Raw genomic sequence first — 12,589 nt, forward strand, 5'->3', positions numbered from 1 at the left:
GAGCGGCGGCCGTGACGGAGATAAAGTCCCATGAATTTGAGCGCTTCGCCGAAAATCCGGCGGAGCGCTTTCGCGTTTTCGTGCTTTACGGCCCGGATCGCGGTCTCGTATCGGAACGCGCAGGCGTCATCGCCAAAAAGACCGGTATCGATCCCGATGACGCTTTCGCATCGCTGAAACTGACCGCATCCGATCTGCAGGGCGACCCCGGCCGTCTGCTCGACGAGGTGAATGCCATCGGCCTTTTCGGCGGCGAAAAACTCGTCTGGGTCAAAAGTGCTTCGGCCGAAAAGGCGCTGGTGGATGCACTCCAGATCCTTGCCGAGACGCCGCCGGAAGCAAGCTTCCTCATCATCGAAGCAGGCGACATCAAGAAGGGTACGGGACTGCGCAAGATCGCAGAACCGGCGCGCTCCATCGCTGCGATTCCCTGTTACGCCGACGATGCGCGCTCATTGAACGCATTGATCGATCAGGAACTCTCCGCCGACAATCTGCGCATTGCACCAGCCGCAAGACAGAGGCTCATCGAATCCCTGGGTGGTGACCGTATCGCCTCGCGCAATGAAATCCGCAAGCTGGCACTCTATTGCCGTGGGGCCGACGTGGTCGAGGAAGACGATGTGCTAGCGATCATCGGAGACGCCAGCACGGTTTCCGCAGACGATGCCGTCGACGCCATTCTGAAAGGCGACAGAAACGCCTTTTTCCACGCGACGCAGAAGATCGTCTCTTCGAAGACCCCGATCTTTCTTGTGCTCCAGGGGTGCCTCAAGCAATTCCAGTTACTCGACCAGATGCGGGCCGAAATGGATGAGAAAAAACTGCAGGCCGGTCAGGTCATGCAGACACTCGGACGCCACATCCATTTCCGCAGAAAACCCATCATCGAAAGAGCCCTGCGAACCTGGCAGCCAGCGGCGATCGCACGCGAGATGAACCGCCTGCAGGCCGCCATCCTGCAAAGCCGTCAGCGGCAAAGCCTGGAGGAAAGCGCGGCCCTTCTGACATTGCTGTCGACCACGCTGCAATCCGGCCGCGGCGGATGAGGCCCAGCAAAAAGCCCTCGCGCTGCTGCTGCGAGGGCTTTTTAAATCATGGTTTCGCGGTCAGGCCGTAAAAACTCAGTCGCCTTGTCCGGGCTCGGCGGAGAAATAGAGCTCGAGCTTGCCTTCGACACCGTCCATTTCCTTGGCTTCCGGCATCGGGTCGCGCTTGATCGTGATATTAGGCCAGATTGCCGCATATTCGGCATTGAGCTTCAGCCATTTGTCGAGACCCGGCTCCGTATCGGGCTTGATGGCTTCGGCGGGACATTCCGGTTCGCACACACCGCAATCGATGCATTCATCGGGATTGATCGCGAGGAAATTTTCACCCTCGTAAAAGCAGTCGACGGGGCAGACCTCAACGCAATCGGTATATTTGCAGCGGATGCAATTGTCGGTCACGACATATGTCATGATGAACTCCAGAATATGCAGGCCGGGTCTGTGGGCTTCGGAACACAAGCCGTCGCCCGGAATTCAGACAGGGCAATTTCGCAAGTGACGTAATGCCTTTGCTTGCAGATAGCAAGGATAAACAATTCTGAAAAACGGGTGCGACCCGGAGGTTTATTCTAATCTTTGCTTCCGTCGCTGTCAGACAGAAACCTGTCGAGCGCCCTGCGCTCTTTTTTGGTGGGACGCCCGCTGCCCGGCTGGCGCAACGCCTGCTCGAGGGGTGTCAGCCTGTCGGAAGGTTCCCGTGGCGGCGTCTCGTCGTCATAGAGAAGTCTGGCTTCCTCATAGGGTCCACGCCGTGTTCCGCCGGACCTGACGACAAGCACCTTGTGCATCCGCTCGAAGCCGATCTCCAGCCTGTCACCCGCCTTCACCACATGGCTGGACTGGCGAATGACAATGCCGTTGACCTTGACGTGGCCAGACTGAATGTAGCTCTGGGCAAGCGAACGGGATTTTGCCATGCGGGCAAAGAACAGCCACTTGTCCAGACGCTGACGCGTGCTTTCCAGTGGCTGTTCGTTGCTTCCCATGGGCTTACTTCTTCAGCTGCTCCTTGAGAGCAGCGAGCTTTGCGAAAGGCGAATCCGGATCGAGCGGCTTTTCCTTGCGCGGCGGCTTGGCTTCGAAGCGCTGCTGACCCTGCGGCTTTCCGCCACGGTCATTGCGTTCCGGCCGGTCCTTGCGCTCCCCGCGATCGTGACGATCATTGTTGCGGTTGTTGCCACGGTCCGGACGGCCGCCATCGCGCTTGCGCTCGCCGTCGCCACTGCGATTGGCAGCTTCACGGTTTGCACCGTCACGATTGTCGCGACGGCCTTCGCCACGACGCTCGCCCTGTTCACGTGCTCCTTCACCACGGCCCTGACCGCGATTGCCGGGACGACGGTTTTCGCCACGCTGATTTTCGTTGCGACCACCCGGACGCCACAGAAGAACGGGCTTGGGCTCGGCAGCCTCGGCGCCTTCCGGCACGGCCTCGGCTGCGACAGCCTCTTCGCTGGCAGCTTCCGCAACCGGCGCCTCGACAGCTTCGCCTTCGACAGCAGCCGCCGTCTCGGGCACCTGTTCTTCGGAAGCCGGCTCGTGTTCCTCGGTCTCGACGCTTTCCTCTTCAGCCGTCGCCGCTTCCGCGGCAGCCGGAGCAGAGGCACCGGCGTGGCTGGCGAGGAAGGCCTGCGCCTCTTCCGCCGTCACCTGATCGGCGCGGTAACCGAGGCCCTTCAGAATTTCTTCCATGTCGTCAAGCGTCGCGCCGAGAATGGAAAGCATGGCGGTCGTTGTCGTGAAACGGCGACCGTCATAAGCGCCTTCCGGCCGCGGCTGCTGACCGGGCTTCCACTGCAGCAGCGGGCGGATGAGATCGGCCAGACGCTCGAGAATGTCGATACGCACGGCGCGCTTTCCGAGGAAGCGGAAACCGGCAAGCTTGTAGAACATGCGCTCGAAGCTGGCATCGGTGACGACCGAGGTACGGCCTGCGGCCAGCACCGGAATGAGATCGCCGTAACCCGGCTTGCCGAGACCGTCATTCTTCAAAGCCCAGAGCAGCGTCACAAGCTCCGCCGGGGCGGGCTTGAGAAGCGCTGGCAGGAAAACGTGATAAGCGCCGAAACGAACGCCGTAACGGCGCATGGAGGCGCGCGCATCCTGATCGAGAGACTTCACGTCTTCGGCAACGTCGCGGCGGAATAGCACGCCAAGATTTTCCACGAGCTGGAACGCCAGACCCTTCGCCAGACCCTGAAGGTCCTCGGCGCGGGAAATATCGTCCAGTGGCTTCAGCACGGTCGCAATCTGATGATTGACGAAACGCTCGACGCGCGCCAGCGCGTGATCACGGGCATTGCCGTTCAGCTGCTCGTCGGCAAGCAGGATCACCCGCGGCTTCATGATGTTGTCGCCGGCCGAAAGGCGGGCGACCGGTTCGCCCAACCAGCGAACCAGACCATCGGAGCTCAAAGCGAGATCGCCATTTCCACTGGCATGCAGACGCGCGGCACGCGCCTCGAATTCGAGCGCGAGCGCCTTCTGCGCCGCAGCCTGCACGGCCTTCTGATCCGGCCCTTCCATTCCCGGCACCGGCGTGAACCGGAACCCGGCCAACTGGCCGACGTGATGACCTTCTACGAAGACATCACCATTTACACTGATTTCAGCTTCAAGCATCGCATTCTCTCTCAGGCGCCTCATGAGCACAGATGTCCTGCGATCAACAAAGCGTTTCGTCAACCTTTCATGTAGCGCATCGGACAATCGATCCTCGATTTCCCGAGTCTTTTCTTGCCAGTGTGTCGGATCGGCAAGCCATCCTGGGCGGTTCGATACATAAGTCCATGTTCTGATCTGCGCAATCCTCGCAGACAAGGTATCGATCTCTCCATCCGTCCGGTCGGCGCGACGCACCTGCTCGGCCATGAAATCCTCGTTCACCGCCCCGCGTTTGACGAGGTCGAAATAGAGCGTGGAGATCAGGTCCGCATGCTGGGCAGGAGCAATGCGGCGATAGTCTGGAAGCGCGCACGCCTCCCAGAGTTTTTCCACCCGCGCATCGCTCGTCGTCACATCGATGATCTCGGGATAACGCGACAGATATTCCAGCGCCTGCTGGTCGATTGCCGGCAGGGCGCGCGAAAGTCCCTGGATCGCCGGCGCGGCATCGAGGCTCAGGCGCAGATTGGCGATGGAGGAAAAATCGAAATTTTTCGTCCGCCACTGCAGAACCTTCACCGCATCGAACTGATGGGTTTCGATCCGCTCCACCAGCTCGTCATCGAACGGATCGACACGCCCCGTCACGCCGAATGTGCCATCGCGAAGATGGCGGCCGGCGCGGCCGGCGATCTGGCCGATTTCGCCCGGATTGAGATTGCGGAACTGATAGCCATCGAATTTGCGGTCCTGCGCGAAGGCGACGTGGTCGACATCGAGGTTGAGACCCATGCCGATGGCGTCCGTCGCCACCAGATATTCGACGTCGCCGGATTGGTAGAGCCCCACCTGCGCATTGCGCGTGCGCGGCGAAAGCGCGCCCAGCACCACAGCCGCACCGCCGCGCTGGCGGCGCACCAGCTCGGCGATGGCATAGACCTCATCGGCGGAAAAGGCGACGATCGCCGTGCGTTGCGGCAGGCGGGTGATCTTCTTCTGACCCGCATAAAAAAGCTGCGACAGGCGCGGGCGTTCCACAACGGTAATTCCCGGCAGCAGTTTTTCGAGGATAGGACGCATCGTGCCGGCGCCAAGCAGCAGCGTTTCCTCCCGCCCGCGCAGATGCAGCACCCGGTCGGTGAAGATATGCCCGCGTTCGAGATCGCCCGCCAGCTGCACCTCGTCGATCGCGACGAAGGCGGCCGTCGTCTCGCGCGGCATGGCTTCCACCGTGCAGACGGAATATTTGGCTTTGGGCGGTGCGATTTTTTCTTCGCCGGTAATCAGCGCCACATTCGGCGCCCCCACCTTTTCAACGAGACGGGTATAGACCTCCCGCGCCAGAAGACGCAGCGGCAGGCCAATGACACCGCTGCCATGCGCGACCATCCGCTCGATCGCGTAATGGGTCTTGCCGGTATTGGTGGGGCCGAGAACGGCCGTGACACCGCGGCCGCTCAGGATCATGGGGCGAAAATTCAACGTACTATCCGCGAATCGACTTCATCTGCTTGCCGTGCGCCCAGCATTGCTGATGCGGGCCGCACGCACCACACATGGCAACGCCCGCCGACAAAGGCAATAGGCCTCACCCGCAAAGTGGCGCAGGGCGACCGGTCGACGGAATTTTCCGTTCAGATTCAAACAGTTGAACGAACAAAAAGAATCCGGCGAAAATGAAATCGATTCGGCTGCGGAACAGTCTGCGAACGAATCGAATACGAATCGCTGACTCGATGGGATTCAGCTTTTGTTCTCCGCAATATCTGGTTGGTGAGGGCGCAGACCATACCAGATTGTGAATCCGGATAAGTCCTTGGCCGGATTCGGCTTTACGGTAAAGCCGCCGGGCAGAAAATCCCGGAATCGGCTGTCAAGCGGCAATCCCGGAAAAGCCGATCCGAAAGATGACGAAGGGTCGGGTCAGAGCGCCTCGCCGGCAAGCAGACGCGGCGCATTAGCGTCCGTCGTGCCGGCGGCCTGACCGATGAAATAGGATTTGAGACCCGGCAAACGATCCACCACGCCGAGACCGAAATCACGCATGATACGGATAGGGCCAATATCGTTGGAGAAAAGCCGGTTCAGCACATCCGTCGTCACGCCCATCCGCAACGTGTCGAAACGCCGCCACGACTGGTAACGCTCCAGAACGTTGAGTGAGCCGATATCGAGGCCGAGCCGGTCGGCCTCGACCACGGTTTCGGCGAGAGCCGCCACGTCCTTGAAGCCAAGATTGAGGCCCTGCCCGGAAATCGGGTGAATGCCGTGGGCCGCATCGCCCGCAAGCGCGAAACGCGGTGCAACGAAAGAACGCGCCAGCGTCAGACCCAGTGGGAAGGCGCGGCGGGGACCGACCGGACGAAGAGGACCCAGCTTGTGACCGAACCGGCGCTCCAGTTCCTCCTCGAACACCAGATCGTCGGAGGCTACCAGCCTGTCGGCATCGGCCGTGCGTTCGGTCCAGACGAGCGAAGAGCGGTTTCCCTTCAGCGGCAGGATGGCGAAGGGGCCGGATGGCAGGAAATGCTCTTCGGCGCAGCCCTCATGCGGCCGCTCATGCTCAACGGTCGTCACGATACCGGACTGATCATAAGCCCAGTGCACGGTCTTGATACCGGCCATGTCCCTGAGCGCGGAGCGAACGCCGTCACAGGCAATCAGCAATCGCGCTTCGAGCGTCGACCCGTCGGAAAGGCGAATGGCCGTCGACTGGGGACCCGCGGTAAAATCGGAAACACTGAGACCGTGACGGATTTTTATGCCAAGGCGCTCGCACAGGCCTCGCAATGCGCCCACCAGGGCGACGTTCGGAACCATATGGGCAAACGGCCTGTCTTCTTCCACGGCGCCGTCGAAAGTCAGGAACACAGGACGCACCGGATCGGCGGTCTTCGAATCGGTGACGATCATCTTGTGTATCGGCTGCGCTTCCGGCTCGATCTCGTTCCATATGCCGAAAACATCGAGCATCCGGGTGGCTGCGGCAATAATGGCGGAAGCGCGAACGTCCTTCGACCAGACATCCTCGGGAGAGGCCTCAACCACCTGCACATCAAGATGCCGGGCCGCCTGCTTGATTGCGACAGCAACGGAAAGACCGACATATCCGCCGCCTGCCACCACTACGTCCAGCATCGCGCTTCTCCTCGAATCTTGTGCACGCATCATCGGCGCACTATAGACCATGTGACGTCTTCCTACAGCCGGAGCAGGCCGAAAAAATGTCGCATCCCTCGCAAACGTCAGACCCGATGGCCAATCTCATCGCCACACTCGATCTTGAGAAGCTGGAAGAGAACCTGTTCCGGGGCGAAAGCCCGCAGATCGGCTGGCAGCGGGTTTTCGGCGGCCAGGTCATCGCGCAGGCCCTGATCGCCGCGCAAAGAACCGTGGATAACGACCGTTTCGTGCATTCGCTGCATGCCTATTTCATGCGCCCCGGCGATCCGCTGGTGCCTATCGTCTACCAGGTGGAGCGCATCCGCGACGGCGCGAGCTTCTGCACACGCCGGGTGGTCGCCATCCAGCATGGCAAGGCCATTTTTTCCATGTCGGCGTCGTTTCAGATTTTCGAGGATGGTTTCGACCATCAGATCAAAATGCCTGACGTGACGCCGCCTGAAAAACTGATGAGCGAAGAGCAGATGCAGGCGGCCTTTCTTGCCAAGGCGCCCGCCTCTATCCGCAAATACTGGAGCAACAAGCGGCCGATAGAGATACGGCCGGTATCGCTGACCCACTATATCTCCAGGGAAAAACTCGAACCGCAACAGGATATCTGGGTTCGCGCCGTCGGCGATGTGCCTGATGATCCGCGCCTGCAATCGGCCATTCTCGCTTATCTGTCGGATATGACCCTGCTCGACACCTCCCTCTACGCCCATGGCACGACCATCTTCGATCCGTCCATTCAGGTGGCGAGCCTCGACCACGCCATGTGGTTCCACCGCCCCTGCCGACTGGATGACTGGCTGCTCTACACACAGGACAGCCCCAGCGCTTCCGGCGCACGCGGTTTGACCCGTGGCAATATTTTCACCAGACAGGGTGAACTGGTCGCCTCCGTGGCGCAGGAGGGTTTGATCCGCAAAAGGGCAAATGATTAAATAATGTGCTTTTTTTTAAAATCGCACATTTAATAGACGCAAATTTTGGCGACAAATGCCCCTTTTTCAGACGCCCTTCATATAAATTTTATATTTCAATACGTTAGATACACACTCAAAACTGGCACGCCCTTTGAATGTATGTCCGCAGTCGCTGTTACTGATCTGCCAGCGGCAGGAGAGTCGGCTCCGTGCCGAGGACAAAACAAAGGATGGGAAACCAGATGAAAATTGTGATGGCCATTATCAAGCCGTTCAAGCTGGATGAAGTGCGCGAAGCGCTCACCGGCGTCGGCATCCAGGGCCTGACCGTGACCGAGGTAAAGGGTTACGGACGCCAGAAGGGGCATACCGAGATTTATCGCGGCACGGAATATGCGGTGAGCTTCCTTCCCAAGCTGAAGATCGAGATCGCAGTTCCATCCGACGTCGTCGACAAGGCTGTCGAAGCGATCGCGTCTGCGGCAAAGACCGGGCAGATCGGTGACGGCAAGATCTTCGTCTACTCTATCGAACAGGCCGTGCGCATCCGTACCGGCGAAACCAACACAGAAGCGCTTTGAAGCACGGCTGACAGGGGAGTTTTCTAGCTATGCAACTCAACAAGTTTTCAACGCTCGGCAAGCTGGGCGCCGCAGCGGCGGCCCTGATGGCTCCGGCCATCGCCTTTGCCCAGGATGCAGCGCCGGCAGTGGCCGCGGCCGCTCCCGTTCCGGAAAAAGCCGACACCGCATTCATGTATGTCGCGACGATCCTCGTACTTTTCATGATCGTTCCGGGCCTCGCCCTGTTTTACGGCGGTCTTGTCCGCACCAAGAACATGCTCTCCGTTCTCATGCAGTGCACGGTCGTCGGCGCAGTCATGATGCTCGTCTGGGTAATCTACGGTTACTCCTTCGCCTTTGGCGGCGGCACCGGCCCTTATTTCGGCGGTTTCGGCAAGCTGTTTCTGTCGGGCGTTTCGCTTGACAGCACCTCGGCAACCTTCTCTGAGGGCGTCGTGATCTACGAATACACCTTCATCGCCTTCCAGATGACCTTCGCGGCCATTACGCCGGCGCTGATCATCGGCGCCTTCGCAGAACGCGTCAAATTCTCCGCCGTCATCCTCTTCACCATCCTGTGGGCCACCTTCGTCTATTTCCCGATCGCTCACATGGTCTGGGATGCAAACGGCCTGATCTTCGGCATGGGCGCTCTCGACTTCGCCGGCGGCACTGTCGTTCACATCAATGCCGGCATCGCAGGCCTGATCGGCGCGATCATGGTCGGCAAGCGTACCGGCTTCGGCAAGGACATGATGGCCCCCCACTCGATGACGCTGACGCTGGTCGGCGCAGCCATGCTGTGGTTCGGCTGGTTCGGCTTCAACGCCGGTTCCAACCTCGAAGCATCGGGCGGTGCGGTTCTCGCAACCATGAACACCTTCCTCGCAACTGCAGCCGCCATCGTTTCCTGGTCGCTGGTTGAAAGCTTCACCCGCGGCAAGGCCTCCATGCTGGGCGCCGCTTCGGGCATGATCGCCGGTCTCGTCGCCGTCACGCCCGCCGCTGGCTCCGTCGGCCCGATGGGTGCCATCGTTCTCGGCCTCATCGTCTCGCCGATCTGCTACTTCTTCGTCTCCGTGGTGAAGAACAAGTTCGGTTACGACGACACGGCTGACGTCTTCGGCGTACACGGCATTGGCGGTATCATCGGCGCTCTTGGCACCGGCATCTTCACCTCGCCGCTGCTTGGCGGCACAGGCAAGGAAGACTTCTCCATCGCCTCGCAGGTCTGGACGCAGTTCGTCGCCGTCGCCATCACCATCGTCTGGTGCGCCATCGTCTCCGCGATCCTCTACAAGATCGTCGACGTGATCGTCGGTCTGCGGGTTCCGGTCGAAGCCGAACGCGAAGGTCTCGACCTCGCAACCCACGGCGAAGCCGCGTACCACTCCTGATATCCGGGAAAAGGGGTTCTCCATCCCCTCTCCCAAAAGAAGGCCCGCTCCGGCGGGCCTTTTTCTTTGCCGTAAATCTGAAGCGCTTCAAAAAACCGCATGGTTAACACGACATTAACCAGCAAGCGGTTAGTTTTCCCTGTCAATCCGGGATCAGGTCTCCTGCCGGATCTTGCCGAAACCATAAAACGACGGGTTCAGGGACATGGGCAGAATGCATTCTCCGACATTCGATGGTCGTCACACGCGCTTCGTGTTGACGGCGTTTTTCGTGCGTCAGATCATGGCTCTCGCCGGTTTCGCTCTGCTGGCCACGATTGCACTGGGCATCGCCGCGCTCGCGACATGGAATGTCGCGGATCCGAGCCTCTCCTACGCGACAGGAAACCAGCCCACCAATCTTCTGGGTTACGGCGGTGCGATTTTCGCCGATATCGTGATGCAGTTCCTCGGGCTTTCCGCAATCATCTCGCTCCTGCCTGTCATCGCCTGGGCGATCGCGCTGATCGCCGGCTGCAAATTCCACCGCATACCCGTTCGCCTTGTGGCCTGGGTCGCAGGCGCCATCGTCTGCGCCGCCTCGCTCGGCTGCTTTCCGGCCCCCGTGACATGGCCGCTGCCGAACGGCATCGGCGGCGTCATCGGTGACATGATCCTGCGTTTTCCCGCCCTTTTTATCGGCGCTTACCCCACCGGCACGATTGCCACGGTACTGGGTCTGATATTCGCGGCGCCTGCCGCATGGCTGATGCTGTTTGCCGCCGGTGTCGTTGGCGGTCTGGATGACGAGCTGGAACGCGAAGAGGCCGCTCCCGTCGCCCCCAGCAAGGCCCGCGCCGCCCGTGAGGCCGAAGAGGATGACGAAGACGACGGCGAGGGTTTCTTCGCCAATATGCTCGCCTTCGGCGCGCTGGCGCATTACTGGTACATCACCCAGGCGCGCCTGCGCCGCCTGTTCGGCCTGAAGTCGAAATCACTGCACGATGAATTCGAACATCCTTACGACTTCAACGAATATGAATTCGGCACGCTGAACGAACCGTCGCGCCTCAAGACCGCGATCAACCGCCTCGACCAGCGCGCAGAGCCGTCTTTCGAAGAACGCGCCGCATCGCGTCGCCAGATGTCACCTCCCTCCATCGCGCTCGATCATGACGAGGACATGGATGACGAACAAACCTTCGACGCGGATGGACGCAGGCTGCCGAACGGCATTCTCTCCGACGACGAGTCCGACCAGAAATTCACGGCCCGACAGGCGCCGGGACGCGGGCAGCCCAGAATAACCGCCCCTTCCGCACGCCCGAAGCCCAGTGAGCGCGTGGCAAGGGAAGCGCAGGCCTCTTTCATCGCCGCAGACGGTTTCCAGCTCCCCACCGTCCACCTTCTGGCGGAGCCGAAGAATGTCGTGCGCGACAATATGCTAAGCGAGGAAGTGCTGGAACAGAACGCCCGCCTTCTGGAAGGCGTTCTCGAGGATTTCGGCGTCAAGGGCGAAATCATTCATGTCCGCCCCGGCCCGGTCGTCACGCTCTACGAACTGGAGCCCGCGCCCGGCATCAAATCCTCGCGCGTCATCGGCCTTGCCGATGACATTGCCCGCTCCATGAGCGCGATCGCCGCCCGTGTCGCCGTCGTTCCCGGCCGCAATGCCATCGGCATCGAACTGCCGAACCAGACGCGCGAAACCGTGTTCCTGCGGGAACTGATCGGCAGCCGCGATTTCGAAAACAGCAAGGCCAAACTCGCCATGGCGCTCGGCAAGACCATCGGCGGCGAACCCGTCATCGCCGATCTCGCCAAGATGCCGCATCTGCTCGTTGCCGGCACCACAGGTTCGGGCAAGTCGGTCGCCATCAACACCATGATCCTATCGCTGCTTTACCGCATGTCGCCGGAACAGTGCCGGCTGATCATGATCGACCCGAAAATGCTCGAACTGTCGATCTATGACGGCATTCCGCATCTGCTCTCTCCCGTCGTTACCGATCCGAAAAAGGCCGTCGTGGCGCTGAAGTGGACGGTGCGCGAGATGGAAGAGCGCTACAAGAAGATGTCGAAGATCGGCGTGCGCAATATCGACGGCTTCAACAGCCGCGTGCAGCAGGCGCTCGACAAGGGCGAGATACTCACCCGCACGGTGCAGACCGGCTTCGACCGCCAGACCGGCGAGGCGATCTACGAAACGGAAGAGTTCGATCTGAAGCCCCTGCCCTATATCGTCGTCATCATCGACGAGATGGCCGACCTGATGATGGTCGCCGGCAAGGACATCGAAGGCGCGGTGCAGCGCCTAGCGCAGATGGCGCGCGCCGCGGGCATCCATGTCATCATGGCGACCCAGCGCCCCTCCGTCGACGTCATCACCGGCACGATCAAGGCAAACTTCCCGACCCGCATTTCCTTCCAGGTGACGTCGAAGATCGACAGCCGCACCATCCTTGGAGAACAGGGCGCCGAACAGCTGCTCGGCATGGGCGACATGCTCTATATGGCAGGCGGCGGACGCATCCAGCGCGTGCACGGTCCTTTCGTTTCCGACAACGAGGTGGAAGAGATCGTCGCCTATCTGAAGACACAGGGCGCACCGGAATATCTGGAAGCGATTACCGAGGAAGACGACGAGGAAGGCAATGGCGGCGGCCCGACCGGCGCCGGCAGTTTCTCCGATTCCGAGGACCCTTACGATCAGGCCGTGGCCGTCGTGCTTCGCGATGGCAAAGCCTCCACCTCCTATGTGCAGCGGCGTCTCGGCATCGGTTACAACCGCGCCGCCTCGCTGATCGAGCGCATGGAGCAGGAGGGCATTATCGGCCCCGCCAACCACGCCGGAAAACGTGAAATACTCGTACCGACGGAAGCAGACATCATCGAGCGGTAAC

9 protein-coding genes are annotated in these 12,589 nt (G+C 60.5%); 5 read left to right on the forward strand and 4 right to left on the reverse strand.

The window, feature by feature from the left end; translation table 11 throughout:
* The first annotated feature begins 11 nt into the window (after window positions 1-11).
* The gene (gene holA / locus PH605_RS04710) at window positions 12-1,049 is read left to right on the forward strand and encodes a DNA polymerase III subunit delta (protein ID WP_080856875.1); all 1,038 of its coding nucleotides are present in this window, start codon (window positions 12-14) and stop codon (window positions 1,047-1,049) included.
* 75 nt (window positions 1,050-1,124) lie between these two features.
* Here holA and fdxA read toward each other — a convergent pair whose 3' ends face one another.
* The 4 genes from fdxA to PH605_RS04730 all read right to left on the reverse strand — a co-directional run bounded on the left by fdxA (window position 1,125) and on the right by PH605_RS04730 (window position 6,905).
* Window positions 1,125-1,463 carry a ferredoxin FdxA gene (gene fdxA / locus PH605_RS04715; protein WP_003520294.1) on the reverse strand — a complete coding sequence of 113 codons (339 nt, stop codon included), beginning with the start codon at window positions 1,461-1,463 and terminating at the stop codon, window positions 1,125-1,127.
* Between the two features lie 158 nt (window positions 1,464-1,621).
* On the reverse strand, window positions 1,622-2,038 hold the full coding sequence (locus tag PH605_RS04720) for an RNA-binding S4 domain-containing protein (RefSeq protein WP_142844420.1): 417 nt from the start codon (window positions 2,036-2,038) through the stop codon (window positions 1,622-1,624).
* A gap of 4 nt (window positions 2,039-2,042) precedes the next feature.
* Complete coding sequence (locus tag PH605_RS04725; protein WP_142844421.1) at window positions 2,043-5,123, reverse strand: helicase-related protein; 3,081 nt, start codon at window positions 5,121-5,123, stop codon at window positions 2,043-2,045.
* 456 nt (window positions 5,124-5,579) lie between these two features.
* Window positions 5,580-6,905: a ubiquinone biosynthesis hydroxylase gene (locus tag PH605_RS04730; protein WP_374996949.1), complete on the reverse strand. Its 1,326-nt coding sequence runs from the start codon at window positions 6,903-6,905 to the stop codon at window positions 5,580-5,582.
* On the opposite strand from PH605_RS04730, the gene tesB reads away from it, so the two are divergent.
* The 4 genes from tesB to PH605_RS04750 all read left to right on the forward strand — a co-directional run bounded on the left by tesB (window position 6,881) and on the right by PH605_RS04750 (window position 12,588).
* The gene (gene tesB, locus PH605_RS04735) at window positions 6,881-7,765 is read left to right on the forward strand and encodes an acyl-CoA thioesterase II (protein WP_142844422.1); all 885 of its coding nucleotides are present in this window, start codon (window positions 6,881-6,883) and stop codon (window positions 7,763-7,765) included. The genes PH605_RS04730 and tesB overlap by 25 nt on opposite strands.
* Window positions 7,766-7,977: 212 nt before the next feature.
* Complete coding sequence (locus PH605_RS04740) at window positions 7,978-8,328, forward strand: P-II family nitrogen regulator (protein WP_004444057.1); 351 nt, start codon at window positions 7,978-7,980, stop codon at window positions 8,326-8,328.
* A 29-nt stretch (window positions 8,329-8,357) separates the two neighbouring features.
* The gene (locus PH605_RS04745; RefSeq protein ID WP_065656878.1) at window positions 8,358-9,707 is read left to right on the forward strand and encodes an ammonium transporter; all 1,350 of its coding nucleotides are present in this window, start codon (window positions 8,358-8,360) and stop codon (window positions 9,705-9,707) included.
* Between the two features lie 214 nt (window positions 9,708-9,921).
* Entirely contained in the window at window positions 9,922-12,588 is a 2,667-nt protein-coding gene (locus PH605_RS04750; protein WP_161987771.1) for an FtsK/SpoIIIE family DNA translocase, read from the forward strand.
* Window position 12,589: the final 1 nt, after the last annotated feature.

Origin of the sequence: Agrobacterium sp. CFBP 3001 (assembly GCF_027871605.1) — a bacterium.
GTDB lineage: Bacteria > Pseudomonadota > Alphaproteobacteria > Rhizobiales > Rhizobiaceae > Agrobacterium > Agrobacterium leguminum.

Coding starts and splice junctions, on each gene's coding strand:
- fdxA (WP_003520294.1), bottom strand. CDS start 1,463: ATGACATATGTCGTGACCGACAATTGCATCCGCTGCAAATATACCGAT.
- PH605_RS04720 (WP_142844420.1), bottom strand. CDS start 2,038: ATGGGAAGCAACGAACAGCCACTGGAAAGCACGCGTCAGCGTCTGGAC.
- PH605_RS04725 (WP_142844421.1), bottom strand. CDS start 5,123: ATGATCCTGAGCGGCCGCGGTGTCACGGCCGTTCTCGGCCCCACCAAT.
- tesB (WP_142844422.1), top strand. CDS start 6,881: ATGTCGCATCCCTCGCAAACGTCAGACCCGATGGCCAATCTCATCGCC.
- PH605_RS04740 (WP_004444057.1), top strand. CDS start 7,978: ATGGGAAACCAGATGAAAATTGTGATGGCCATTATCAAGCCGTTCAAG.
- PH605_RS04745 (WP_065656878.1), top strand. CDS start 8,358: ATGCAACTCAACAAGTTTTCAACGCTCGGCAAGCTGGGCGCCGCAGCG.
- PH605_RS04750 (WP_161987771.1), top strand. CDS start 9,922: ATGCATTCTCCGACATTCGATGGTCGTCACACGCGCTTCGTGTTGACG.